This window comes from Pseudomonas sp. MWU13-2862 (assembly GCF_023242495.1).
Lineage (GTDB): Bacteria > Pseudomonadota > Gammaproteobacteria > Pseudomonadales > Pseudomonadaceae > Aquipseudomonas > Aquipseudomonas gingeri_D.
Window position 1 is genome coordinate 237,692 of the sequence record NZ_JALMEZ010000013.1, and the last position, 24,141, is coordinate 261,832.

The following is a 24,141-nucleotide window of genomic DNA, read 5'->3' on the forward strand; positions in this document are numbered from 1 at the left end:
TGCCCGACCGGGACGGAAGAAAACGACTCCAGGCCCTTTGCCGTTTTGACGGGATTGGCCCTTTTACGTATTGGTACGAATGTGCCAATGCCTTCTGCCTGAACAGAATAGAGGAACGAGCGTGCATAACGTCGTCATCAGCGGCACCGGCCTGTACACCCCGGCCAACAGCATTTCCAACGAGGAGCTGGTGCAGTCTTTCAACAGCTATGTGCAGCAGTTCAACCTCGAAAACGCCGCTGCCATCGAGCGCGGCGAAGTTCAGGCCCTGATCGAGTCGAGTGCCGCGTTCATCGAGAAAGCGTCCGGTATCAAGAGCCGTTTTGTCATGGACAAGGATGGCATTCTCGATCCCCAGCGCATGCGCCCACGCCTGCCCGAGCGTTCCAACGACGAATGGTCGATCCTCTGCCAGATGGCCATCGGTGCCGCCGAACAGGCCCTGCAACGCGCGGGCAAGACCGCCGCGGACATCGACGGCGTCATCGTGGCGTGCTCGAACCTGCAACGGGCCTACCCGGCGGTGGCCATCGAGGTCCAGGAAGCCTTGGGTATCCAGGGCTTCGGTTTCGACATGAACGTCGCCTGTTCCTCGGCGACCTTCGGTATCCAGACCGCCAGCAACAGCATTCAACTGGGCCAGGCCCGGGCGATCCTGATGGTCAACCCGGAAATCTGCACCGGCCACCTGAACTTCCGCGACCGTGACAGCCATTTCATTTTCGGTGATGCGGCGACGGCGGTGGTGGTGGAGCGGGCTGACCTGGCGACCTCGCCTTATCAGTTCGAGATTGTCGGCACCAAGCTGCTGACCCAGTTCTCCAATAACATCCGCAACAACTTCGGTTTCCTCAACCGCGCGGCGGAAGAGGGCATCGGTGCCCCGGACAAGCTGTTTGTCCAGGAAGGTCGCAAGGTGTTCCGTGACGTCTGCCCGATGGTGGCCGAACTCATTGCCGCGCATCTGCAGGAAAACCAGCTGAACATCGGCGATGTGAAGCGCTTCTGGCTGCACCAGGCCAACCTCAGCATGAACCATCTGATCGTCAAGAAGCTGCTGGGCCGTGAGGCCACGGAAGCAGAGGCGCCGGTGATTCTCGACACTTACGCCAACACCAGCTCTGCAGGTTCGGTGATTGCGTTCCACAAGAACCAGGACGATCTGGCGACGGGTTCGCTGGCCGTGCTCAGTTCGTTCGGCGCCGGTTATTCGATCGGTAGCGTGATCCTGCGCAAGCGTTGATCGGCGCCCTCCCGTCTGGCATCGTGTGCGCGCCAGGCGGGAAGGGGGGCTTCCTTGTTCGTTCCGATGCGTTTCAGGGAGCGATCGCTATTCTCGTGTTGAACATGGGGATGGAGCAGCGGCAAAAAACTGATGCTCTATAACGTCCCGGAAATCCGAACGCGAGGTTGTGAATGGCGGCAATGGACGATAGTCAACTGCTCGAACGCTTGCTGGCAGGCGAACAACGGGCTTACAAGGAGTTGGTCAGCACCTACCAGAGCGCGATGCGCGCGGTGGCCTATGCCATTGTCGGCAGCCGCCAGGCCGATGAAGCGGTCCAGGATGCCTGGCTGGCCGTGGTGCGCAACCTGGCGGGCTTCCAGGGACGTTCCAGTCTCAAGACCTGGCTGTTGACCATCACCGCCAACGCGGCGAAGAATCGCTACAAGCAGAACCGCCGCGAAGTGCTGCTCGATGACCTGCCGTCGCCCCACGGCACCATCGGCGACGAACGCTTTGCCGCTGACGGCCACTGGGCACTGGCCCCCCACGCCTGGCATGAAGACACTCCCGAAGCCCTGCTCAGCGAGGATGAACTGCGCCAGTGCCTGGAGCACACGCTGTTGAGTTTGTCCGAGTTGCAGAGCAGTGTCTTGTTGTTGCGCGAACGCCAGGGGTTGGAGTTGGAGGAGATCTGTAATCTTCTGGGGATCTCGCTCTCCAATGTCAGGGTGCTGCTGCACAGGGCACGCTTGAAAGTTTTCGCGACCGTGGAGCATTTTGAGGAGACCGGCGAATGCTGACCTGCAAGGAACAAGTGGCACGTTCCAGCGACTATCTCGATGGCCAGTTGAGCTTTCGGGAGCGCCTGATGGTGCGCCATCACTTGATGTTCTGCCCCAACTGCCGGCGTTTTATCCGTCAGATGCGCTTGATGCAGGCCACCCTGAAGCATATGCCCGAACCGCCGATCGAAAATCTCGAGGCCTTGTCCGCCCAGTTGGCGGCTCAGCGCCAGGATGCTGGAAAACCATAGTTCTAAAAAGCCACTATTTTTCTGCTAAAGCCCCGTAAACCGGGGCTTTGCGATTATTTGTGCCTGTCGGAAAAAGTTCCGCTGTCACAAAACCTTAATCGACCAGAAACCGCTCTGAAATAACCCCACGCCAAGATTCCCTCCCAACAAAGCAGGTCAGGCCCCGGCAATGGCTGCGCACCCGCGTGATGGCAACGGACGCCACAAATAGACCCGAAAAAGTTTGAATCCAGAGGAGCGAAACAATGAACAAGTGCACCTTGGCCCTGGCAGTGGCCGTAGGGGTTTTGTCCCAGCAGGCGTACGCCGATGGGCAAGCTGACGCGAAAGGTTTTATCGATGGCGCTACGTCGACCCTGGGTCTGCGTAACTTCTACATCAACACCGATAACCGTAGCGGCAAGCCCGCTCAGAACCTGAACTCGGAATGGGGCCAAGGCTTCGATCTGCGCTTCAACTCTGGTTACACACAAGGTACCGTAGGTTTCGGCCTTGATGTTATTGCCCTGGAAGGTATTCGTCTGGACACCGGTGGTGGTACCAACGGTGCGAGCAAAACCTCTGCTGGCGGCACGGTATTCCCGACCGAAGCGACTGGCGGTCAGAACGCCAAGGCGGTTAACGATTTCGGTAGCCTGGGCCTGACCGGTAAAGTCCGTGTTTCGCAGACCGAACTGAAGATCGGTACCCTGCTGCCGAACAACCCGGTGATCAAGTACAACGACGGTCGTCTGCTGCCACAAACCTTCACGGGTGGCCAGATCACGTCGAACGAGATCAAGGATCTGACCCTGACCCTCGGTCAGGTCGAGAAGGCCAAGGGCCGTAACTCGAGCAACGACGAAGATCTGTCGATTGCCGGTGCCAACGCCAGCTCGAACTACTCCCAGGGTACTGCGGGTCGGTTCAGCAACAAGTTCCAGTACGCCGGTGCCGACTACAAGATCACCAAGGACCTGGTCGCTTCGTACTACTTCGGCGAGCTGAAAGATTTCTACTCGCAGAACTTCCTGGGTCTGGTACACAACTGGGCCATCGGTCCGGGCGTGCTGAAAAGCGACCTGCGCTACTACAATAGCCGCGACAACGGCGCCAACGGCAGCGACAAAAACTACTTCACCTCGGGTTACTACGGCGGTGGCGTCACCAAGGGCAAGGTCGACAACGACCTGTACAGCTACCTGGCCCTGTACTCGGTTGCCGGTCACACCTTCGGCGCTGGTTATCAGTACAGCAAAGGCGACAGCGACTTCCCATGGTTGAACCAGGGTGACGGCTCGTCGAACAGTACCATCACTGATATGCAGATCCAGAAGTTCGCCCGTGCCGGGGAGAAGACCTGGCAAGCTCGCTACGCCTACGACTTCGCCAAGGTCGGCGTACCTGGCCTGACCGCCGGTATCATCTACCTGCATGGCGACAATATCCAGAACACCGCTGGCAGCCAGAGCGAGTGGGAACGTGATATCAGCCTGTCCTACGTGATTCCTGAAGGCCCCCTCAAGAACCTCGGCTTCGCCTGGAAAAACGCCATGTGGCGTACCAGTACCCTCGTTTCCACTGGTGGCGACCAGGACGAAAACCGTCTGATCGTCAGCTACACCATTCCACTGTTGTAAGCTCCGCTCTTTTGGCGCCCCGCTCGACGCTCTGTCGCGCGGGGCGTTTTTTTTTCTGGCTTTCGGACGTGCTCAGGGAGCTGTCCTTGCGCGTTACCTGCCCTCAAAGCCCTCGGTCGAACAGCCCGGCCGCTGTTCTGTAACCTTCTGGAATGGTGTTCCCAGGCGACTTTCAAGTCCAATGAAATAGTTTTTAAGATTCCCTTCCCGGCGGACTTTCAGACCGCTATCGGTTTTCCGTTCTACCTGTCGCCCTTCCTGCCACACATGCGCGATACTCGCTCTGCATGTTGCACCTGCCTGGGGATATCGATGCCGTTACAACGTCTGCAAAGCCTCTCTGAGGTCGCTGCCGAGCAATGGGATACGCTGGTGCCCGACGGCCAGCCATTCCTCAGCCATGGGTTCCTGAGTGCCTTGGAAGACAGCGGCAGCCTCGGTCCGCACTCGGGCTGGCAGCCGGAGCATCTGTTGCATGTGGAGGACGGTCGGCTGCTGGCGGCCCTGCCGAGTTATCGCAAATGGCATTCCTATGGCGAATATGTGTTCGACCACGGCTGGGCCGAGGCCTGCGAGCGCGCGGGCATCGCCTACTACCCCAAGCTGTTGACCGCCGTACCGTTCAGTCCGGTGGGCGGCGCGCGATTGCTGGCGGCCAAGGCCGAGGACGGTTTCGAGTTGCTGGCCGCCTTGCCGGGTTATCTGGAGATCGAAGAGCTTTCCAGCGCCCATATCAACTTCACCGATGCCCTGGCCGATGCCGCCCTGGGCGAACAACCCGGCTGGTTGCTGCGTTACGGTTGCCAGTTTCATTGGCAGAACCGCGGCTACCGGGATTTTCAGGACTTCCTCGATACCCTGAGTTCGCGCAAGCGCAAGCAGATGCGCAAGGAGCGCGAGCAGGTCGGCGGACAGGGCTTCGATTTCCAATGGCTGGAAGGCCGTGAGTTGAGCGAGGCCCAGTGGGACTTCGTCTACGCCTGTTATGCCAATACCTATGCGGTGCGACGCCAGACACCCTACCTGACCCGGGAATTCTTCAGCCTGCTGGCCGAGCGCATGCCCGAGTCGATCCGCGTGGTCCTGGCCAAGCAGGGCGGGCGGCCGGTGGCCATGGCTTTCAGCCTGATCGGCGGCGACAGTTTCTACGGGCGTTACTGGGGCTGCCTGGCGGAGTTCGACCGGCTGCATTTCGAGACCTGCTTCTACCAGGGCATGGACTACGCCATCGCCCAGGGTTTGCAACGCTTCGATGCCGGTGCCCAGGGCGAGCACAAGTTGATTCGCGGTTTCGAGCCGGTGATCACCCACTCCTGGCATTACCTGCGTCATCCGGGGTTGCGCACGGCGGTGAAGGATTTCCTCGCACAGGAACGGGTGGGCATTCTGGCCTATGCCGAAGAGGCGAAGGCGGCACTGCCTTACCGGCAGGCCTGATGGGTCAACCGCCCCCTTCCGAGGGCGATGGTGACGTTCAATCGATACCGACAAACCCGCCGGTCTGGTGCTGCCACAGGCGTGCATATAGGCCGCCATGGGCCAACAGCTCGGCATGACTGCCGGTTTCGGCGATCCGGCCATTTTCCAGGACCACCAGGCGGTCCATGCGGGCAATGGTCGACAGACGGTGGGCAATGGCGATCACGGTCTTGCCTTCCATCAGGGTTTCCAGGCTTTCCTGGATCGCCGCTTCCACTTCCGAATCCAGGGCCGAGGTCGCTTCGTCCATGATCAGGATCGGCGCGTCCTTGAGCAGGACCCGGGCAATCGCGACGCGCTGGCGCTGGCCACCGGAGAGTTTCACCCCGCGCTCGCCGACATGGGCGTCGAAGCCGGTGCGGCCCTCGGCATCCGACAGCAGCGGGATGAACTCATCGGCCCGGGCCTTGCGCACCGCTTCCCAGAGTTCGGCGTCGCTGGCATCGGGTTTGCCGTAGAGCAGGTTGTCGCGGATCGAACGGTGCAGCAGCGAAGTGTCCTGGGTAATCATGCCGATGCGTTCGCGCAGGCTTTCCTGGGCGACTTCGGCAATGTCCTGGCCATCCACCAGGATCCGCCCGCCTTGCAGGTCATAGAGCCGCAGCAGCAGGTTGACCAGGGTCGACTTGCCGGCCCCCGACGGACCGATCAGGCCGATTTTCTCCCCGGGACGAATCGTCAGGTTGAGGTCGCTGATCACCCCGCTGCGTTTGCCGTAGTGGAAGTCCACATGCTCGAAGCGCACCTCGCCCTGGGTGACCCGCAGGCGCGGCGCCTGCTCGCGGTCGGTGACGCTGACCGGTTGGGCGATGGTCTGCAGACCGTCCTGGACCATGCCGATATTTTCGAAAATGCCGTTGACCACCCACATGATCCAACCGGACATGTTGACGATACGGATCACCAGGCCGGTGGCCAGGGCAATGGCGCCGACCGAGATCAGCGACTGGGTCCACAGCCACAGCGCGAGGCCCGTGGTGGTGACGATCAGCAGGCCGTTGAGGCTGGTGATGACGACGTCCATGCTGGTCACCACGCGGGCCGCCAGTTGGGTTTTTTCGGTCTGCTCCACCAGGGCATCACGGGCGTATTGCTGCTCGAAACGGGTGTGGGCAAACAGCTTCAGGGTGGTGATGTTGGTGTAGCCGTCGACGATCCGGCCCATGAGTTTGGAACGGGCTTCGGAGGAAATCACCGAGCGCGCCTTCACCCGTGGCACGAAGTAGTACAGCGCGCCGATGTAGCAGGCGATCCAGATCAGCAGCGGGATCATCAGGCGCCAGTCCGCTTCGACGAACAGCACCAGGGAGCTGATGACGTAGATCAGCACATGCCAGATGGCATCGACGGCCTGGACGGCGGAGTCACGCAGCGAGTTGCCGGTCTGCATGATGCGCTGGGCGATGCGTCCGGCGAAATCGTTCTGGAAGAAGTTGAGGCTCTGCCTGAGTACATAGCTGTGGTTTTGCCAGCGAATCAGGCTGGTCATGCCCGGGCTGATGGTCTGGTGCACCAGCAGGTCGTGCAGGCCGAAGAAAATCGGCCGCAGGATCAGGGCGACCACGGCCATCCACAGCAGTTCGCGGCCATGGACCTGGAAGAATTCGGTATTGGGCGTGCCCTGGGCCAGGTCGATGATCCGGCTCAGGTAGCTGAACAGCGCCACTTCGATCAGCGCGGCGAACAAGCCGACGATCAACAGTGCGGCGAAGCTTGGCCAGACCTGGCGCAGGTAATACAGGTAGAAGGGCAGGACAGTGTTTGGCGGAGCGGCAGTGGGGGCGTCGCGGAAAATATCGATCAGTTGTTCAAAACGACGATAGAGCATGGGTTCTGACGCCCGTCAGGCGGGCTCTCCTTGAAGATGAAGCGGCGCAAGCCAGAGGCACCCGGCCTGTGGCTTGCGCCTGCCATTAGTCGATCCGTTTGGCCGACTTGATATACACCGGGTCCGACGGCACGTCCGACATGCCCTGTTTGGTGGTGGTCGGCGAGTTGACGATGATATCGACCACCTCCATGCCCTTGACCACCTTGGCGAAGACCGCATAACCGGCATCGCGGCCCGGGTCGAGGAAGTCATTGTCCTTCACGTTGATGAAGAATTGGCTGGTGGCCGAGTTCGGGTCCGAGGTCCGCGCCATCGACAAGCTGCCGCGCACGTTGTGCAGGCCGTTGCTGGCTTCGTTCTTGATCGGCGCCTGGGTCGGCTTCTGCGACATTTGCGCGGTGAAACCGCCGCCCTGGACCATGAAGCCCGGAATCACCCGGTGGAAGATGGTGTTGTTATAGAAACCACTGTCCACGTAGGCGAGGAAGTTCTTGGTGCTGATCGGCGCATGCACCGGGTCCAGCTCGATTTCAATGGTGCCGTTGGTGGTCACCAGTTCCACATGGGGCGCCTTGGCGGCATCGGTGGCGGCCATCAGGTTGGCGGCAAAGAGGACGGAGCCGGTGAACAGGGCGATTTTTTTCAGCATGGTTCAGTGATCCTGGGTGGTGGTTTCGACTGCGGTTAGAAACTCAAGCAGGGTTTGGTTGAAGACCTGGGGTTGATCCAGCGGCGTGGCGTGGCGTGAGTCGGCGATCACCACCAGACGCGCATCGGGAATCAGTTTGACATAGCTTTCCTTCAGCGCGACCGGTGTGTAGTCATGGTCGGCGCTGACAATCAGGGTTGGACAGGCAATCCGTGAAAGTTGTTCCTGGACACCCCAGCCGACGATGGCATCGAAGCTGGCGAGATAAGCACGTTTGTCGTTTCTTGCCCAGCGTTCGGTCATCTTGCGCCGCAATTCTGCCTGCTCGGGTTTTGGGAACAGCATCACGCTCAAGGCCTTGCCGATGCGCTTCGGACCCAGCAGCCGGGCCAGGCTCCAGCGCTTGGCCCATTGCAGGTAGTCGCCGGGCTTGCGGACCTTGACTTCGGGCGCGCTGTTAACCACGCACAAGCTCTTGAACATTTGCGGCTGATCCACTGCCAGTTGGAAACTGATCATCCCGCCCATGGACAGGCCCACCAGGTGCGGAGGGTCCAGTTTCAGGTGTTCGATCAGGGCCATTACATCGGCGCTGAACCCTGCGATGCTGTAGCGCTGGCGAGGCTTGTCGGAGCGACCGTGGCCGCGCATGTCCATGACGATTACCCGGTGCTGCGCTGACAATGCCGGTATCTGCATTTCCCAGTCGAGGGTGCTGGACCCCAGGCCATGTATCAGCAACACCGGTGTGCCCTGGCCGTATTCCTCATAGTGCAGCGTACAACCTTCGTGTTCGAAATAGGCCATCGGTCAACGTCCTGTCAGGCTTGCTGGGGAGCGGCGAAGGGGGCGTCCAGCGGCGCGGTGTCGAAGGTGCGCAGCAGTTCGATGAGAATCTGCGTGGCCGGCCCCAGGGGTTTGTCCTTGTTCGAGTACAGGTAGAAGGTCGGGTGGCGGCTGCCGCCCTGATCCAACGGTAGCACCTTGAGCAGGCCTTCCCGGATTTCCCGTTCGATCATGTGTCGCGGCAGCCAGGCAAAGCCAAGGCCGTTGCCGATAAAGGTCGCGGCGGTGGCCAGGCTGCCGACGGTCCAGCGCTGCTCGGCACCGAGCCAGCCGACATCGCGCGGTTGCTGGCGGCCGGAGTCACGGATCACCACCTGCAGCTGGCTTTCCAGGTCCTGGAAGGTCAAGGTGCGTTGCAGGCGGTGCAGGGCGTGTTCCGGGTGGGCGACGGCGACGAATTCCACCGCACTCATCTCGGTGCCCAGGTAACCGGGGATATTGAAGCCACTGATGGCCAGGTCCGCGACGCCTTCGAGGAGGACTTCCTCCACCCCCGACAGCACTTCTTCGCGCAGGCGCACCCGGCAACCGCGGCTCTGCGGCATGAACGCGGTCAGCGCCCGGACCAGGCGGGCATTGGGGTAGGCGGCGTCCACCACCAGGCGCACTTCGGCTTCCCAGCCCTGCTCCATATGGTGGGCCAGGTCTTCCAGCTGGCTGGCCTGTTTCACCAGTTGCCGGGAGCGCCGCAGCAATACGCCGCCGGCCTCGGTGAGCACGGCTTTGCGCCCGTCGATGCGCAACAGCGGCACCCCGAGCTGATCCTGCATGCGGGCCACGGTATAGCTGACGGACGACTGCGAACGATGCAGGGCTTCGGCGGCCTGGGCGAAGCCGCCGTGATCGACCACGGCCTGCAGCGTTCGCCATTGATCAAGGGTCACGCGGGGCGCTTTCAAGTTGGGTTCCTCTTGTCCTAAGCTGGCGGTCCCTAATGGAGACCGCCGAATGAGAAAAATCTGTTGTGTGTTGCTGGCCATGCTGCCCTTGACGGCATTCGCCTATCCCATCGAGGTCGAAAAACAACTCAACGGCCTGAGCATCGACTACACGACCTTCGATACCGATACGGATATCGGTTCCATCCAGGTGAACAACTACGGGAAAACCGACGCGTTGTGCACCGTGGTGTTCCGTAACGGCCCCGAGGCCCCACGGACCCGCAAACTCGATCTGCCGGCCGGGAAGAGCAAGAATGCCAGCGCCAAATTCACCCGCAGCATCATCCGGTTGAGCCTGGGACTGACCTGCGTAGCGAAATGACCCCCCGAGGAGCATTCTGCCAAGCATGCTCCGCCTATCAACAAATTTATAGATAGGTTGTAGTCATTTTTTCGGCTTTTTTATCGGCTAAGTGCTGTTTAATCTTCACTCCATCGACTTACAGCCCCTAGCGATGGAGCCTACATCCCATGTCCCGCGTACTGATCATCGAAAGCAGCGCCCGCCAGCAAGACTCGGTTTCCCGCCAGTTGACCCAGCAATTCATCGGTCAATGGCAAGCCGCTCACCCGGCCGATCCGATCACTGTCCGTGATCTGGCAACCGATCCGGTGCCGCATCTGGACAGCCACCTGCTGGGCGGCTGGATGAAACCCGTCGAGCAACGCACGGCCATCGAGAAGGCGGCGCTGGAGCGCTCCAACCAGCTGACCGACGAGCTGCTGGCGGCGGACGTGCTGGTGCTGGCCGCGCCGATGTACAACTTCGCGATCCCGAGTACCCTCAAGGCCTGGCTCGACCATGTGCTGCGGGCCGGCCTGACCTTCAAGTACACCGACACCGGCCCGCAAGGGCTGCTGGTCGGCAAGCGAGCCTATGTCCTGACCGCGCGCGGCGGGTTGTATGCCGGTGGCACCAACGATCATCAGGAACCCTACCTGCGCCAGGTGCTGGCGTTTATCGGTATCCACGACGTCACCTTCATTCATGCCGAAGGCCTGAACATGGGCGGCGACTTCCAGGAAAAAGGCCTGAACCAGGCCAAGGCGCGGATTGCCCAAGTTGCTTGAGGGCTTAATGTTCAGCTAATCGCCGATTGTTTTAGTAGCGACAGTTCTTCAAGTAACCCCTTCAAGTTGTACGCGCAGAACCTCCCTTTGCACTGGTTGCTCCCTGAGTGCATGCAACCCGATCCGGCCGCCCAGCCCGATCGGGTTTTTTTTCGCCTCGGATTCCTTGTGCGGCAGAAAGTCGCTAAGGTCGCGGCCATTCGATGGCAGGCCCGTTCCTTTTGTGGGATGGGCGGCAATATGTGAGGGCTTATGGGTTATCTACTTTTCGTCACGCTGCTCCAGGCGTTTTCCTTCAGCCTGATCGGTGAATACCTGGCCGGTCATGTCGACAGCTACTTTGCCGTGCTGGTGCGGGTGCTGCTGGCCGGGCTGGTGTTCATTCCCTTGACCCGCTGGCGCCAGGTGGAGCCGGCGTTCATGCGCGGCATGCTGCTGATCGGCGCCTTGCAGTTCGGCGTCACCTACGTCTGCCTGTACCTGAGCTTCCGGGTGCTGACGGTGCCGGAGGTGCTGCTGTTCACCATCCTTACACCGTTGCACGTGACCCTGATCGAAGATGCCTTGAACCGACGCTTCAATCCCTGGGCCTTGCTCGCGGCACTGGTGGCGGTGGCCGGTGCGGCGGTGATCCGCTACGACCGGATCAATCCGGATTTCTTCATGGGCTTCCTGCTGCTGCAATTGGCCAACTTCACCTATGCCGCCGGACAGGTGCTCTACAAGCACCTGGTGGCGCGTCATCCCAGCGACCTGCCGCATTACCGGCGTTTCGGCTATTTCTACCTGGGCGCGCTGGCGGTGGCATTGCCGGCGTTCCTGTTGTTCGGCAAGACCAATTACCTGCCCGAGGGGCCGCTGCAATGGGGCGTGCTGGTGTTCCTCGGACTGGTCAGCACGGCGCTGGGGATGTACTGGTGGAACAAGGGCGCGTGCCTGGTCAATGGCGCCACGCTGGCGGTGATGAACAACCTGCATGTGCCGGTGGGGCTGCTGATCAACCTGTTGATCTGGAACCAGCATGAACCCTTGGGGCGATTGTTCTTCGGCGGCCTGGTGATTCTTGCGGCAGTCTGGATCAGCCGCCTGGGCGCGCGTCCGCTCAAAGCCTAGAGCGCGTGCTCCTGCGGCTCGGGAATATGGCTGGCGCCCAACAGCGCCGGCAACATCCCGGCCCGCAGGTCGTTGCCGCTCGGCTGCTGGTACAGGCTCAGGCCGAACTCCGGCAGCACCGCCAGCAGGTAATCGAAAATATCCCCCTGGATACGTTCGTAGTCGGCCCAGGCGGTGGTGGAGGTGAAGCAGTAGATCTCCAGCGGTACACCCTGGGCCGTGGCCTGCATCTGGCGGACCATGCAGGTCATGTCCGGCTGTACTTCCGGATGACTCTTCAGATACGCCAGGGCGTAGGCGCGAAAGGTTCCCAGGTTGGTCATGCGTCGACGGTTCGCCGCCATCGCCGCGACATTGCCCTGGGCTTCGTTCCAGGCCTTGAGCTCGGCCTGCTTGCGAGCGATGTAGTCGGTGAGCAGGCGCACCCGGCTCAGCCGCTGTTCTTCGTCATCGTGGAGGAACCGCACGGCCCCGGCGTCGATAAACAGGCTGCGCTTGATCCGCCGGCCACCGGATTGCTGCATGCCGCGCCAGTTGCGGAACGACTCGGACATCAGCCGCCAGGTCGGGATCGAGACGATGGTCTTGTCGAAGTTCTGTACGAGTGAGCTCTTCCCCTAAATGGACATGGAGAAGTGATATAGATCAACAGGTTAAGATTTTTTGTCCATTGTCCATTTTTCCTCAAATCCATGGACACCCTTCCTCCCTGCAATCCATAAGCCTCCCGCACGCCCTCTCGGTAGCCGCAGTGGCATGCCATCTGGTTTCCGAGAGACGCGCAATGACGATAGTATTGTGCCATTGCGTATGGACACCCGGATGCCCAGTAACCCTCGCCTGAAAGGTGAGGAGGGCGGTAGGAGCATGACATGGATCAGCTGCGCCACCGAACACACCGACAATATCTCGAAGCATCAATCCGGGAGGCTTCGTCGAGTCTGAGATTTGACGAGTCGCGCTGCCGAACAAGATTTCAATAGCTAAGGTACCCATGCATGAGTGAGCAGGATCAGAAGCAGGGACGTAATCGGGAATACGCTTTTCATCCCGTTGACCTCGAATGTGGTTTCTTTCCAGTAAGAGGTTAATTCGACACCGCCAGGATTTCGGCCACCTGTCACATGACACGGTGATCGGCTAAATCAGATCTTGAGTGCCGGTCATAACGGCCTATGTTAGTTCGAGTTACGGTATTGATCGACCAAGTCCAGCTGGGGCAGGGGTGCGGTAATCGCGAGCAAGGCAAAATATTTTGGGGGGGATAATGGCTCAGGCTAGGCTAAAGAATATTAAAGAAGCAGTTGGTGCATTAAACGATTTAATTGCTCCGGGTATATTGGGGCAGTTTACATGGTTTGAAGCAGTTGAAGTCATCGCTTTTGGTACCGATTCGGATGGTAAGAAAGTTGTACGAAATATCTTCTCCATTTATGTGGCGGAACAGGGTGAAAAGCCAATCTCACCGAAGTCGCCTTTTCTAGATGCAAAATCAAAAAAGCTAAAGGGCTTTGATGGGTGGAGTTTTAGAGTTTCAAAGCGTCCCGTGGATATCAGTGAGCTTATGGCAAGTCTCCGCTCTTATGGTCGTAGTGGGACTTGGGCGCCACCAGGGCAGCCTGCTCTGGAGGTTGGAAGTTTAGTAGCTGCTCCACCAGTGTTTTGCCCTCCGGACTCGCGGATTGAGGTGCCACTTAACGCCGTTTTAAAGAGTAACTATTGGTCTGGGTCATACCTTGTTGAACTCAAGGATGAGGGTAAGTCGAGATTGGTGGATTTAGTTCGTAAAGAGGCTCTTTTCGAAGAGCTGTCTGAGTGGCTCGTGACGATGCTTCCGCTGAACCTTGCAAGTGTCCCTGATCGCATAGGCGATGTGCTGTTCCAAATTCCTGCCAATGCATTGCTTGCCGAGTTTCGTCGGCGCCCTAACAAGCCGCTTGAGATATGCTTGGCTTGGAGTCCTGTCGTTTCCCCACGAGCTATAGTTGGGGAGTATCGTATTGAGCATGACGGTATAATTTCTTGCCTTACTCGCTTTGATTTGAGCGAGGGTGTAAAGGTGATAGATATACCGCAAGCGTCCGGGGATTTGCAGTTTTCGGTCTGGGATGTGGAAAACAGCCTCCTCCTTGCTGCGTCAACTACGTTTGCACAAGGAGGGAAGTGGCGTTTTTATTCACAAACTAGTAGTGGAATGGAGGCGCCAAGGCGATTCAGAGTAACTGGCCCTAGCGGAGACGTCGAAACATACGAAATCGCGCTGATGGAACCCTCAGGGGGATGGCGAAATCATCGGCAACCACGACACCCTGAGGAAGTTGATTGGAAAGCAATAAGGCAGCTGAAAGCAAAGATGAAGCAGTTGGTGGCATCTCGTAAATTCTTGCAATATGGCCTTGAAGGAAGTAATAGGCAAGATGAGAGGCTTCGAGCGTTGGATGACTTGCGCGTACTGATCCGCTCAGTCAGCCAAGGGGCAGTCTACCTATGGGATCCATACTTGTCGGCAAACGACATTCTCAACACTCTTGCTTTTTGTACTGACGCGGGGACTCAGCTCTGGGGGTTAACGTCTGCTAAACCATCAAAGATGCGTCCGGACTGCTCAGATGATGCGGACGACGAGTTAACTGAGGCCGACCCAGCTGACGCGACAGATCGCGTGAAATGGATAACTGCTCAGCAAGAATTACTGAATCAGGCTTTTACGGGCTCGCCATGTATGAAGCTTGAATTTCGCATGAGCTGGGGTATTCAGAAAAGCTTTCATGATAGGTTTCTAATCTTCCCAGGTCTAGGCCGAGGCCGCACACGAGTATGGTCTCTTGGTGCATCGATAAATCACATTGGTGCGCAGCATTGTATTGTTCAAGAGGTAACCTATCCTGAACCCGTACTGCAGGCTTTCCAGAGTTTTTGGAATCAAAGTGCTAAACCTGAACACCTGATATGGAAATACTCATGAAGCAGCAAGAGGCTTTAGTTGGCATCGCGGATAGAATTACTGGTACTGAACCTCTGCAACCTGAAACGCTTGGTTTCTCACTTCTTGAATATGGAGAGGCTGCATTTGAATTGGTGCTTGATAACCTAGTTGGTGAGTTCCCTTTTCTGTGGAATGACAGAGAGTACTTCGAGGGGGGTGAGTCTGAACAGTTTGATCGGTTGTTTTGCTGGCTTGTGCGAGAGATTTTCGATTGCCCCTGTGGTTTGATAAGGCCTGAGGCAGATCTAGCAAAATTACTAGCAGTTGCGGCGGCTCTTGATTGCGATGATCAACTATGGGGCGAGATTTACAGGATAAACCCCGTTCTTCCTGAGCAGGTTATTGCTGCTCTTGCCAGCTTGATCAAGGAAAGTCATGTCGATAGCGAGCAAGTTATTAATAGGCATTATTGTAGTGATAGCCATGTCCGTGAAATTAAGGAGGACATTGCCAATAAGGATTGGAGGTCGGTAGAGTGGATAGTCGACCAGTTTTGGATGGACTATCGTTCACCAATAAAGCTTCAGGCAGCAGCTGCACTGCACCGGTATAATGTACCCCTCCTGCAGAGCCTCATCGAAGGTGAAAAAGATTTTTTTGAAGTGGCGTCCTACACGCATCACGCCCCTATTGAAAAAATCATGCCGTTGGCAGTAGCGAGCCAGAACTGGACATTCAAATTTTGGGCTTTTCATCGTTCTGTTACTCATGCTAGTCGAAATATACCGTCCTCCCCTAACGAATGGGAATTGTTGTTGCGGGAAGCTTCCAAAAGTCCTACAGAGTGGTCACGGTGGTTATCGGTTATAAATGAGTATCCGTCTCGCTACCCTCAAATTCAAGAGGCATTAGGAAGTGCGCTAGCGCATGCTGAGGGCTGGGCGCTCGATATATATGTTAGCTCGATGTCTATGATTACGCCTGATATGATTAGGAAGCCGGTAGCATCGGCGCTATCAGTCTTTCGGCAGAGGGCGGCCCTAAAGGAGCGAAAGTGGCTATGGCAGGCATCTTTCAATAAGTGGAAAGATTGGGATTTCGATGCTAAAGATAAGTCTAAACATCTGTTTTCGATTTCATCAAGCTGTCTTGATTACGCAGTAATAGGTTACTTTGTAGAGTGTCTTGATGCGAGGCAGCGTCACGAACTAATTGAACAGCTAAGAAGTCGAGCTGTCTTGCTTGACCAGTCCTGGCATCCAAGTACTAGCTCAGCGATGACTGAACGATTCAAGCTGGCCTCTACCTATCAGCCTCTCGCACAAGCCGAATTAGCATGTGCTAGTCAAGTTGACTGGCACATAGGAGACTCGTTTTCCACTCCACCATGGGAGGATGGTTCACTCTACCGGAGTCTGCGGTACGACACAGACTTTGATAAGCCTACGTTTCTGACCATTTAATGCACTTTTCATTGGCCTGAATATTTTTGAACCCTCATAGGGTTTTGCTTGACGCAGGCCAATGGCGCCAAAATCGAAAAGGGGAAGGCTAGCCTTCCCCTGAGTACACCCGTCCGCAGGCTCGATTAGACCACCTGCATGCACTCCACAACAGGCTTGGCCATCAAGCGCTTGCAGATGGAGGCAAAATCCAAGCCTTGCTGTTTCAGTTGCTCGGCGGCTTCAGCCTGCCAGACCAGGTCACCCTGTTCGAAGGAGGTTGTCCGCAAGTGCCTGATCACCTGTAATGCATGCGCGGCGAAGGCCCTGAAGTCTTCGAGCCCCCAGTAGAGCAGCCCGGCAGCGTGGACTGTCGCGGCGCCGCTGATCTTCGTTCCCTGCGTAACGAGTACCGTTTGGAATTCTCACTCTGCGGACTCGGCAACGTTTGCTCGCATCCACTCTGTACGCGTGAGCTACAACTCCAAATGGACATCCCAAGTCTATTCAAATCAGTAGCTTAAAATTTTCTGTCCATTGTTCATTTTTTCCTAGATCGATGGACAGCCCGCCACCCCACAATGCCCGCAGCCCCATGAGCCTTCCTCCTGTGAGAGCCTCACACGACCCTCCCACGCAGCTACAACTTGTCTATCGGGTTCCCCATCACGGCGCATTAACGATAGTATTGTGCCATTGCACAAGGACACTCGGACGCCCAGCCACCTTGGCCGAGGGAGGAGGCGGTAGGAGCTCGGCATGGATCAGCCACGCCACAGGAACGCAGACAGAAACCACCCCATCCCGAGGCTACTACTTGGGAGTATTCGTCGTGCCTGCGATTTGTCGAGCGTCTGCATAAATCCCCGAAAGCCCAACAACGAAGAATCCATACGAACAACATTTCAACAACCAAGGTACTCATGCATGAGTGAGCAGGAACAGGAAACAGGACAGGAAAGCGGACAGGAACAGCAGGAGTACGTTTTTCATCCCGCTGATCTGGTCGAATATGCGATGGACAAGCCCATTGGCGCAGCTCGCGCGGCGCTGGTAATTGGGCTGGAAGGCGCTGATGTTTACCCTGATATCATCATTGATGAATTAGCGGGAAACATGGAATTGAATCAGCGTTTCCTGAAGAAACTTACGAGTGCTTTGCGGAAGGATCCGAGCAAAATTATTGCTGATATGCCATATCGTATCCGGGGGCGTCAGCTGGAACGCGATATCAACTTATGATCTTTTCATATCGTAGCTCCGCAAGCTCGGCACTCTTTCGGAGGTGTAGCTGATGTCAATTGGCGAGAAACCCATCAATATTCCGCCTGCCCCTGCGTTCGAGCTCACAGCGTTGGATGTGGAGAAGGGGGCACCCGTTCAGCCACTAGAACGTCTGCAGATTATGTCGGCGTCTGAATGGGAGGTTTTTACCTCCGAATTCGTATCTTATCTAGATAAGGATTACGACTCGGTAACGCTGTGTGGCGGCGGGGGTGACATGGGGCGTGATGTCATCTCCAAGTTCGCAACAGGGTGGGACAATTTTCAATGTAAGCACTACAAAGAGAAGCTGAGCATTGCCGACGTCGCAGCCGAACTGGGAAAGCTCGTTTACTACACCTGGAAAAAAGAGTACACCCTGCCACGCAAGTATCGCTTTGTAACACCGAAAGGGTGCAGCGCGCCTTGCATGGGTATATTCACCAAAAAGTCCAGGATTCAGGGTGAGCTAATCAAGCGCTGGGACAAAGTGTGCAAGAATAAAATCACCAGCAAAGAATCAATACCTCTAGAGGGGGATTTGCTAGATTATCTAAAGAGCATCGACTTTTCGTTTGTTGATGAGATGTCTTCGCTGGAGTTGATAAAGATGCATGCGCGGACGCCATACCACACGTCCCGATTCGGTAGTTATCACCTAAAGCGTCCGGTAGTCCCAGAGGTTGCTCCAGCGATCGTCGCTGATAACGAGAAAGTTTATATCGAGGCTCTCTTGGACGCATTTTCAGAAGCGGATGGGGCTGAGTATACATTTAAAAGCGTTATGGAGGGTGAGTATGAACGCCTTATGGATCGGGCTAGGATACACTTCTTCAGTGCAGAATACTTGGAGGCATTTTCCCGCGATGGGTTTCCTGCTGGCTGCTACGACAAACTCAAAGCAGAATGCCATGATGGCATAGACACTGTTTTTTACCAGAAACACGATGATGGATTGCAGCGGTTTCTCAAAGTGACCGAGCACTCCACGAAGGTACAATACGATTCTCATCCGCTGCGTCATTTCCTGCAAGTCGCCGACCGCAAGGGGTTATGTCATCAGTTAGTGAACGATCGTAAATTTACATGGGTGAAGAAGAAAAAGCCATGAAGCCGAAAGATTTATATAACAGCCCTGTTGAAATTGGTGCGCGTATTGTTCTGCTGCTTGCTGGCCTCACCAGGGCGCTTGATCTGGATGAGCTGATCTTCTTTGACTACGCATCGATTTATAGTGGTGACTTTCAAGGAGAACCGAGTCTGCATCCAATGATGATTAATCGTCTAGCTGAATTGGTTCGAAGACGGGAGATCTTCCCTGGCGCGATCAAACTTTTTACCGCGAAAGGGTTGATGACTTCCCAGGTTGATGAACATGGCGTTCGATATTCCATCACCACGGCAGGCAGTGAATTTGCCGCCAACTTAACTACTGAGTATCACTCAGGTTTCAGGCGGCATGTGTCATGGGTTGAAGAGAATATTGATTATCTCACGATTCAACGTCGCACCATTTATAAAGTTGAAAGGGCGATCTGATGTTTATTGAAAGTATTATTGTGAGTGGCCCTGACCTGAGAGATGCTGCTGTTTTTTTTGAAAAGGGCGCGAACGTTGTTCAGGGTGGCTCCAATACCGGTAAGTCATACATTGTACAGTGCTTGAAATTCGCCCTTGGTTCAAATACACCACCGAAGTCCATCAAGGAGTCGCAGGGCTACACCACGCTCAAGGTGAAGTTTGTGCATGATGATGGGCGCTCCTTTACCATCGAGAGGCACCTTTCAGAAAGCTCCAAACCTACACTTTATGATGAAGATGGGAAGGTTTTGATCTTAGGGGTTAAGCACAACCCTAAGAAAATGAACTCGATTTCCAACCAGTTTTTGCACAGGTTGGGGTTGAATGGGAAACTTTTGTTGAAAGGGACAGAGTCGCTAAATAATGCTTCATTCTCTCTTCGTTATTTTGAGAATGTCTTGTTGATGGATGAGACGCGAATCGTGGCTGAGTACTCTCCTTTAGGTACGGGCCAGAAGGATGAGCGGTTTATGGAAAAATCCATCCTGAAGCTACTGTTAACGGGTAAAGACGATACCGGGGTTAAACAGGCTAAAAAGGAGTTGGAATCAAAGGGGGCATTGAGACATAAGGCTACTGCTGTAGAAGGAATTATCAAGCAGTTTTATCCAGGAAATGATGCCGCTGAAAGCTTTGAACTTCAGAAGCTCAGCTCGTTTGTCGACCAGGTCGCGCTTCGGCTGAAGCTGGCTGAGCAGGAACTGGAAGGCGCGTTCCATTCGAGTGAAGACCTGTTCACCCAGAAGACTAACCATATCACCGCACTGGAGCTGGTCGAAGGCAAAATTGCTGAAGACAAGGCTCTGCTTAGCCGATTTGACATGCTTGGCCAGAAGTACGAATCAGATCGCCAGCGCCTTCAGGGCATTGAGCAGGCGGCAGTTCTGCTTGATGGTGCGGACGCGGTGCTTTGTCCAACCTGTGGGAATCATTTCGACTCCGAGTCATGTACGACGGACGTAGATGACATCAAGAAAGGTGTCTCCTTCGAGTTGGATCGAATTTCGAAGAATATCCACGAGCTCGCGGAAGCCCAGGGATCTCTGACGGCAGCGATTGAGCGGAACACCTCAAGCGCTGAGAGCACCAAGACGTCCATCGCGGCAGTTGAGAAGGTTATCACCTCGGAGCTCCAGGGATTGGTTCAGGCAGTGAGTGACCTGAAGGAGCTCGCTGCGTGCCTTAAGCACGATCACTCGGTGCTGGATAGACTCGTGAAGGATAAGGCCAAGCTGAGGGAGGAGTTAAACCGACTGGGTGTTCTGCTGCTTGAGGAGCAAAACACTTATACCCCTGAAAGCTTTGAGGACTCTGCCAAGCCTCTGGTGAAAGAGATTCAGGATATCTTGCAGCGCTGGAGTTTCCCGAATCACTCCCCAGTGGAATTCGATTTCGGTGCGCGTGACATCACCATTGGTGGAAGTAAGAGAGGCAATTTCGGCAAAGGGTATCGGGCGATTGCTTCCTCTGCATTTGCTCTGGGGCTGATGAATCTGCTGAAGCTTTCTGGGCGCCACCCTGGGTTTGTAGTGCTGGATTCGCCGCTGACCACATACAAGGAAGGGGATCCGGAGCCTGAGGAAGATGATGAGGAAGTAGCAGCGGATGTGATTTATGCGTTCTATCAGGATATCGCTGATAACTTCAAAGATTCTCAAGTCATTATATTTGAGAACAAGGAGCCTGATATGGCGCTCATCCCTCATATGAATTATCAGCATTTCACGAAAAGCAAAAAAATAGGGAGATATGGTTTCTTCCCACTAAGAGGCTGATTCGATCGTGTGAGTTGTCGGTCACACGCCCATGGCGTGGTGATCGGCTTTCTCATCCTTTGGCCTGCAGCAGCGTAGTCTCAGGTCGGTTCGAACGGTATCGGTTGATGCCCATGTGCGCCAGGTTGCACGTCATGGCTTTACGTCATTCATAACCATCAAACAGGACACCCATCGGGCCCAGTAAGATCAAGCTGTAAACTCAAAAAATGCACTGTAAACCTCCATGCTTTACAGGTCATTTTTTTGGTTTACACCCCTCCCATCATGACTTGTGCCTGTGCCTGACTAGCAGTCCAAACAAGCGTCTGATCGCGCCCGCGCTAGTGTGTGGTAAGCCCTGAGTCATGGGGCCGTGTACAACGAATACCGCTCAAACAGCGAGCGATAGAACCCAATCAGCACCTCCTCGGCATTGGGCTCCAGGAGCTCGGAAGCCCCAAACCGGTAAACCTCATATCCCACCAGCCTCAGAGCCCTGTCAGCGGCCATCATCTCGGCGTAGAGGCGGGGGCTGGAGCGTCCGTCAGGGGCGGAATAATGGTGTTTGCCATCAACCTCTATGACAACGCGCACACCGCCCGGAAGCAACAGAAGGAAGTCCATGCGCGACCTCAGCAAGGCCTCCTTGCCGCGTCGTGAGACCGTCAGGGGATCCCAATGAAACCAGACCTCAGGCAGCAAGACCGGAAGCTCCGGAACCGCTGTCGTAAAGGCTTTGAAGAAGCTGGTGAAGGCGAGCGTTTGAGGGGGCGATGATTGTGGCAGGCAGGCTTTCAGGCGTTGATACAGGCGATTCTTGGCCTGGCCTTCATCGACGCTATAGGTCTGGGCATACCAAGCCTGGAGTTCGCGCCATAGGAGCCCGGAACTCCCGATAGGGCGGTCATAAATCAGGACGTCCTCGATGCCGGTGACGACTTCGATATCATTGTCCAGCGCATTGCCAAGGCGCAGGTCGGGCTTCGTCGTGGAAGCGAAGATGAGGTTCTTGGGGGATGACTGCTTTCCCGATCCCACGTAGGCCAAGCAGGCGGTCAGGAACGCATCCTCTCCCATTCCTACGACAATGTGGACTCCACATGCTTTGAGGATATCGTTGACGATTCCGATAAATTTTCGCTGAGCGGGTTCGTTGGGCAACACCCGCGACGAAGCCAGGGCTTCGACGAATCGGCCAAACCGGGCGTGCGATGATTGAAATGCACCGAGCTTGTCGAAGAGCGTCACCGCATCCCAGTCGGGATTCTCGATGTAGTGACGGACAATCTCCTGGCGGAGTGTTGGGGTTGGTCGGAGCAAGTCCACGAACGAGATTGTGTCGATTCGCCAGAACTCGCTGAGCACCTGTTCGAACGCAGCCCTGTCCAAATACAGGTCGAGAGTGTTGAGCTTTTCTGCCAGCTCTCGACGGTAGCGACCAGGGATCACAGGTGCTGTGCCATCATCCCACACAAGCTCTTGAAGCTGGTCTCGCTCATGAACGTCGAAGCCCAGTAGCTCTAGAGCGCTTTGGGCGGCGGCCACCATTTGAGTATCACCAGCAGCTTCTACTGATTTCTCAAGGTGCCGCCTCTTGGAGTTGTACTCCGTGCAATCATCCAGACCCAGCCTGAAGAGCAATTCAGGGATTCGTGTATCCGTGTAGTGGTCTTTCTGATTGCCTAGGATCTGGCTGAAGGCGTCTCTAAGGCTGGTAAGGTTTTGCTGGGTTCGAGGCATGCGCAGGAGACGCTCCGATATCGTTGAGCGGATCCTACCACCACCAACCGGGCATTTAGCACGCCACCATCATGGCACTGGTAGCGTTTTCCTATCCCCAGCCCTCCCGGGATAGCTGGGTGCCTGGCAGCTCACCTAGGTCAACCAAGTTCGATATTCGGCCCAAACGTCAGGATATCCACCAGGCGAAGCGCTTTCCGCGCATCCGTTTTTAGGTTGGCGAACTCCGGTTCTCGCAGGGCTGTGATGAGCATTGAGCGATCACCAGAGACATCGTGGAGCTGTTCAGCAACGATGGAGAGCAGTTGGTGGGCTTCGAGGGTGATGCCGGCCAGGCTGAGGCTGAAGCCATCAGTCATCGCTCATGGAAGCCGTACTGCATCGTAAGAGAGTGGACGCTGATTGAGATTGAGGTGACTGATGAGTACCGCGAATCTCTTGCTGCCGACGGGTTACAACCTTGTGTGCTGTATGCATCCAATGTCTTGGCCCACAGTGCGAACAAGCGGCAGGTCGGCGACTGGGTTCGGTCAACCTTCCAAAGATCGCTCACCGACGGCTACGTGTTTGAAACGCGTAACACTCTATACATTTTGACAGGCCCTGGTCAGAGAAAAAAAGCCAGCCTGGAGACCGTCATGGCGATTGTTAATCTCTGCTGAAAATCGGGGAGGATAGATGCCTGGTTCCTTTTTAACGAGGCTCATGCGCAGTGCAGTCTTACGAGCAAACCTGATGGCAGGCCAGGAGATGTTGAGACACGCCATGATGGCGAGGGGTGGCTCATGCGACTTCTCGTAATGTCGGATCTCCATGTCGAGTTCCAGCCCGTCGAGCTGCCCGACCCATCTCTGTATGACGTTGCCATTCTCGCTGGTGACATCAACATCAAAGGCCGGAGCTCCAATTGGGCCTGCGAACATTTTTCGAAGGAGACCGTGCTCGTAGCTGGCAACCACGAGTTTTACAAATCGAGCTGGTACAAGACGCTCGATCAGCTCAGCAACCCCCAAGCTGCCCACGTTCACTTTTTGGAGCAGCGCACGCTTGTCCTCGATGGCGTTCGATTCGTGGGATGCACCGGGTGGTCTGATTTTGAAGGTACCGGGAATGTGCCATTGGCGATGCTTGACGCACGGGCGCTCATGAATGACTACAAAGTCATTCGGGTCGAGCCGCAATATCGAACCCTGGTACCCCAACAGACGCGCAAAGTCGCGCAAGAGTCTCGTGAGTGGCTCCATCGCGAGCTGGAACAACCCTTTCAGGGAAAAACGATCGTGGTGACTCACTTCCCGCCTTTGATGCATTTTGTTCCGGACTATGGAAAGCGTCCGCATTTGCGGGCCGCTTACGGCAACAACTGGGAGGAATTCCTGGATATGAAGGTCGATCTCTGGATCTTTGGACACACTCACGTGGCTGTCGATGAAACCATCAATGGAATCAGATTTCTGTCCAATCCAAGGGGTTATCCAGGGGAAGACGTCGATTTCAACAACCAGTGTGTGATCACGCTTTGATTGGCTTGAAGCGTACGAGAAGAGGATGTTTGCAGTGTATTTTCCAGAATCGTTGCTGAAGGCCACTAGGGTCACGATCGTGTCCCAGGAAGTGGTCAC

At 56.1% G+C, this 24,141-nt stretch carries 23 protein-coding genes and 1 pseudogene; 16 read left to right on the forward strand and 8 right to left on the reverse strand.

The window, feature by feature from the left end; translation table 11 throughout:
- The first annotated feature begins 121 nt into the window (after positions 1-121).
- From M5C56_RS23390 to M5C56_RS23410, 5 genes are all read left to right on the forward strand, one after another.
- On the forward strand, positions 122-1,243 hold the full coding sequence (locus M5C56_RS23390; protein ID WP_103498703.1) for a beta-ketoacyl-ACP synthase III: 1,122 nt from the start codon (positions 122-124) through the stop codon (positions 1,241-1,243).
- Between the two features lie 173 nt (positions 1,244-1,416).
- The gene (locus M5C56_RS23395) at positions 1,417-2,028 is read left to right on the forward strand and encodes an RNA polymerase sigma factor (RefSeq protein WP_103498704.1); all 612 of its coding nucleotides are present in this window, start codon (positions 1,417-1,419) and stop codon (positions 2,026-2,028) included.
- The gene (locus M5C56_RS23400) at positions 2,022-2,261 is read left to right on the forward strand and encodes a zf-HC2 domain-containing protein (RefSeq protein ID WP_103498705.1); all 240 of its coding nucleotides are present in this window, start codon (positions 2,022-2,024) and stop codon (positions 2,259-2,261) included. The genes M5C56_RS23395 and M5C56_RS23400 overlap by 7 nt, the downstream gene beginning before the upstream one ends.
- A gap of 245 nt (positions 2,262-2,506) precedes the next feature.
- Positions 2,507-3,880: an OprD family porin gene (locus tag M5C56_RS23405; RefSeq protein ID WP_247263331.1), complete on the forward strand. Its 1,374-nt coding sequence runs from the start codon at positions 2,507-2,509 to the stop codon at positions 3,878-3,880.
- Positions 3,881-4,192: 312 nt separating this feature from the next.
- On the forward strand, positions 4,193-5,317 hold the full coding sequence (locus M5C56_RS23410; RefSeq protein WP_103499811.1) for a GNAT family N-acetyltransferase: 1,125 nt from the start codon (positions 4,193-4,195) through the stop codon (positions 5,315-5,317).
- A gap of 37 nt (positions 5,318-5,354) precedes the next feature.
- Here M5C56_RS23410 and M5C56_RS23415 read toward each other — a convergent pair whose 3' ends face one another.
- The 4 genes from M5C56_RS23415 to M5C56_RS23430 form a co-directional block, all read right to left on the reverse strand.
- Positions 5,355-7,187, reverse strand: a complete 1,833-nt coding sequence (locus M5C56_RS23415) for an ABC transporter ATP-binding protein (RefSeq protein WP_103499812.1) — start codon at positions 7,185-7,187, stop codon at positions 5,355-5,357.
- 85 nt (positions 7,188-7,272) lie between these two features.
- On the reverse strand, positions 7,273-7,839 hold the full coding sequence (locus M5C56_RS23420; RefSeq protein ID WP_103499813.1) for a peptidylprolyl isomerase: 567 nt from the start codon (positions 7,837-7,839) through the stop codon (positions 7,273-7,275).
- A gap of 3 nt (positions 7,840-7,842) precedes the next feature.
- Positions 7,843-8,646, reverse strand: coding sequence for an alpha/beta hydrolase (locus M5C56_RS23425; protein ID WP_103499814.1), 804 nt, complete (start codon positions 8,644-8,646; stop codon positions 7,843-7,845).
- A 14-nt stretch (positions 8,647-8,660) separates the two neighbouring features.
- On the reverse strand, positions 8,661-9,584 hold the full coding sequence (locus M5C56_RS23430; protein ID WP_100938915.1) for a LysR family transcriptional regulator: 924 nt from the start codon (positions 9,582-9,584) through the stop codon (positions 8,661-8,663).
- A 49-nt stretch (positions 9,585-9,633) separates the two neighbouring features.
- On the opposite strand from M5C56_RS23430, the gene M5C56_RS23435 reads away from it, so the two are divergent.
- The 3 genes from M5C56_RS23435 to M5C56_RS23445 all read left to right on the forward strand — a co-directional run bounded on the left by M5C56_RS23435 (position 9,634) and on the right by M5C56_RS23445 (position 11,810).
- Positions 9,634-9,948, forward strand: coding sequence for a 3-phosphoglycerate kinase (locus tag M5C56_RS23435; RefSeq protein ID WP_103499815.1), 315 nt, complete (start codon positions 9,634-9,636; stop codon positions 9,946-9,948).
- A gap of 149 nt (positions 9,949-10,097) precedes the next feature.
- The gene (locus M5C56_RS23440; protein WP_103499816.1) at positions 10,098-10,697 is read left to right on the forward strand and encodes an FMN-dependent NADH-azoreductase; all 600 of its coding nucleotides are present in this window, start codon (positions 10,098-10,100) and stop codon (positions 10,695-10,697) included.
- A gap of 252 nt (positions 10,698-10,949) precedes the next feature.
- On the forward strand, positions 10,950-11,810 hold the full coding sequence (locus M5C56_RS23445) for a carboxylate/amino acid/amine transporter (RefSeq protein WP_103499817.1): 861 nt from the start codon (positions 10,950-10,952) through the stop codon (positions 11,808-11,810).
- On the opposite strand, the pseudogene M5C56_RS23450 reads toward M5C56_RS23445, so the two are convergent.
- Positions 11,807-12,412, reverse strand: a pseudogene (locus tag M5C56_RS23450) (mechanosensitive ion channel family protein); the annotation flags it as partial. The gene M5C56_RS23445 and the pseudogene M5C56_RS23450 overlap by 4 nt on opposite strands.
- Before the next feature lie 665 nt (positions 12,413-13,077).
- Here M5C56_RS23450 and M5C56_RS23455 point away from each other — a divergent pair.
- Positions 13,078-14,775, forward strand: a complete 1,698-nt coding sequence (locus M5C56_RS23455) for a VPA1262 family N-terminal domain-containing protein (RefSeq protein ID WP_247263332.1) — start codon at positions 13,078-13,080, stop codon at positions 14,773-14,775.
- Positions 14,772-16,199 carry a hypothetical protein gene (locus M5C56_RS23460; protein WP_103498718.1) on the forward strand — a complete coding sequence of 476 codons (1,428 nt, stop codon included), beginning with the start codon at positions 14,772-14,774 and terminating at the stop codon, positions 16,197-16,199. Before M5C56_RS23455 ends, M5C56_RS23460 begins: the two co-directional genes overlap by 4 nt.
- Before the next feature lie 125 nt (positions 16,200-16,324).
- Here the strand turns inward: M5C56_RS23460 and M5C56_RS23465 are convergent, their stop codons facing one another.
- Entirely contained in the window at positions 16,325-16,468 is a 144-nt protein-coding gene (locus tag M5C56_RS23465) for a hypothetical protein (RefSeq protein WP_174823932.1), read from the reverse strand.
- Between the two features lie 637 nt (positions 16,469-17,105).
- Here M5C56_RS23465 and M5C56_RS23470 point away from each other — a divergent pair.
- Genes M5C56_RS23470 through M5C56_RS23485 form a run of 4 tightly spaced genes read left to right on the forward strand, consistent with a single transcriptional unit; the run spans position 17,106 to position 20,797 of the window.
- Positions 17,106-17,420: a hypothetical protein gene (locus M5C56_RS23470; protein ID WP_103498717.1), complete on the forward strand. Its 315-nt coding sequence runs from the start codon at positions 17,106-17,108 to the stop codon at positions 17,418-17,420.
- Between the two features lie 52 nt (positions 17,421-17,472).
- Positions 17,473-18,552 (forward strand): ABC-three component system protein, encoded by a 1,080-nt coding sequence (locus M5C56_RS23475; RefSeq protein WP_103498716.1) that lies wholly within the window; start codon positions 17,473-17,475, stop codon positions 18,550-18,552.
- A complete protein-coding gene (locus tag M5C56_RS23480) occupies positions 18,528-18,980 on the forward strand; it encodes an ABC-three component system middle component 2 (protein WP_247263333.1) in 453 nt (150 codons plus the stop codon). The genes M5C56_RS23475 and M5C56_RS23480 overlap by 25 nt, the downstream gene beginning before the upstream one ends.
- On the forward strand, positions 18,980-20,797 hold the full coding sequence (locus M5C56_RS23485; protein ID WP_103498714.1) for a hypothetical protein: 1,818 nt from the start codon (positions 18,980-18,982) through the stop codon (positions 20,795-20,797). The genes M5C56_RS23480 and M5C56_RS23485 overlap by 1 nt, the downstream gene beginning before the upstream one ends.
- A 345-nt stretch (positions 20,798-21,142) precedes the next feature.
- Here M5C56_RS23485 and M5C56_RS23490 read toward each other — a convergent pair whose 3' ends face one another.
- Both M5C56_RS23490 and M5C56_RS23495 read right to left on the reverse strand, forming a co-directional pair.
- Positions 21,143-22,519 (reverse strand): hypothetical protein, encoded by a 1,377-nt coding sequence (locus tag M5C56_RS23490; protein WP_103498713.1) that lies wholly within the window; start codon positions 22,517-22,519, stop codon positions 21,143-21,145.
- A gap of 140 nt (positions 22,520-22,659) precedes the next feature.
- A complete protein-coding gene (locus M5C56_RS23495; RefSeq protein ID WP_103498712.1) occupies positions 22,660-22,878 on the reverse strand; it encodes a hypothetical protein in 219 nt (72 codons plus the stop codon).
- On the opposite strand from M5C56_RS23495, the gene M5C56_RS23500 reads away from it, so the two are divergent.
- Together M5C56_RS23500 and M5C56_RS23505 are read left to right on the forward strand one after the other, a co-directional pair.
- Positions 22,795-23,181 carry a hypothetical protein gene (locus M5C56_RS23500; RefSeq protein WP_247263334.1) on the forward strand — a complete coding sequence of 129 codons (387 nt, stop codon included), beginning with the start codon at positions 22,795-22,797 and terminating at the stop codon, positions 23,179-23,181. The genes M5C56_RS23495 and M5C56_RS23500 overlap by 84 nt on opposite strands.
- A gap of 138 nt (positions 23,182-23,319) precedes the next feature.
- Positions 23,320-24,042 carry a metallophosphoesterase gene (locus M5C56_RS23505; protein WP_103498710.1) on the forward strand — a complete coding sequence of 241 codons (723 nt, stop codon included), beginning with the start codon at positions 23,320-23,322 and terminating at the stop codon, positions 24,040-24,042.
- The last annotated feature ends 99 nt before the right edge of the window (positions 24,043-24,141 follow it).

Coding starts and splice junctions, on each gene's coding strand:
- M5C56_RS23395 (WP_103498704.1), top strand. CDS start 1,417: ATGGCGGCAATGGACGATAGTCAACTGCTCGAACGCTTGCTGGCAGGC.
- M5C56_RS23400 (WP_103498705.1), top strand. CDS start 2,022: ATGCTGACCTGCAAGGAACAAGTGGCACGTTCCAGCGACTATCTCGAT.
- M5C56_RS23405 (WP_247263331.1), top strand. CDS start 2,507: ATGAACAAGTGCACCTTGGCCCTGGCAGTGGCCGTAGGGGTTTTGTCC.
- M5C56_RS23410 (WP_103499811.1), top strand. CDS start 4,193: ATGCCGTTACAACGTCTGCAAAGCCTCTCTGAGGTCGCTGCCGAGCAA.
- M5C56_RS23415 (WP_103499812.1), bottom strand. CDS start 7,187: ATGCTCTATCGTCGTTTTGAACAACTGATCGATATTTTCCGCGACGCC.
- M5C56_RS23420 (WP_103499813.1), bottom strand. CDS start 7,839: ATGCTGAAAAAAATCGCCCTGTTCACCGGCTCCGTCCTCTTTGCCGCC.
- M5C56_RS23425 (WP_103499814.1), bottom strand. CDS start 8,646: ATGGCCTATTTCGAACACGAAGGTTGTACGCTGCACTATGAGGAATAC.
- M5C56_RS23435 (WP_103499815.1), top strand. CDS start 9,634: ATGAGAAAAATCTGTTGTGTGTTGCTGGCCATGCTGCCCTTGACGGCA.
- M5C56_RS23440 (WP_103499816.1), top strand. CDS start 10,098: ATGTCCCGCGTACTGATCATCGAAAGCAGCGCCCGCCAGCAAGACTCG.
- M5C56_RS23445 (WP_103499817.1), top strand. CDS start 10,950: ATGGGTTATCTACTTTTCGTCACGCTGCTCCAGGCGTTTTCCTTCAGC.
- M5C56_RS23455 (WP_247263332.1), top strand. CDS start 13,078: ATGGCTCAGGCTAGGCTAAAGAATATTAAAGAAGCAGTTGGTGCATTA.
- M5C56_RS23460 (WP_103498718.1), top strand. CDS start 14,772: ATGAAGCAGCAAGAGGCTTTAGTTGGCATCGCGGATAGAATTACTGGT.
- M5C56_RS23470 (WP_103498717.1), top strand. CDS start 17,106: ATGAGTGAGCAGGAACAGGAAACAGGACAGGAAAGCGGACAGGAACAG.
- M5C56_RS23475 (WP_103498716.1), top strand. CDS start 17,473: ATGTCAATTGGCGAGAAACCCATCAATATTCCGCCTGCCCCTGCGTTC.
- M5C56_RS23480 (WP_247263333.1), top strand. CDS start 18,528: ATGGGTGAAGAAGAAAAAGCCATGAAGCCGAAAGATTTATATAACAGC.
- M5C56_RS23485 (WP_103498714.1), top strand. CDS start 18,980: ATGTTTATTGAAAGTATTATTGTGAGTGGCCCTGACCTGAGAGATGCT.
- M5C56_RS23490 (WP_103498713.1), bottom strand. CDS start 22,519: ATGCCTCGAACCCAGCAAAACCTTACCAGCCTTAGAGACGCCTTCAGC.
- M5C56_RS23495 (WP_103498712.1), bottom strand. CDS start 22,878: ATGACTGATGGCTTCAGCCTCAGCCTGGCCGGCATCACCCTCGAAGCC.
- M5C56_RS23505 (WP_103498710.1), top strand. CDS start 23,320: ATGTCGGATCTCCATGTCGAGTTCCAGCCCGTCGAGCTGCCCGACCCA.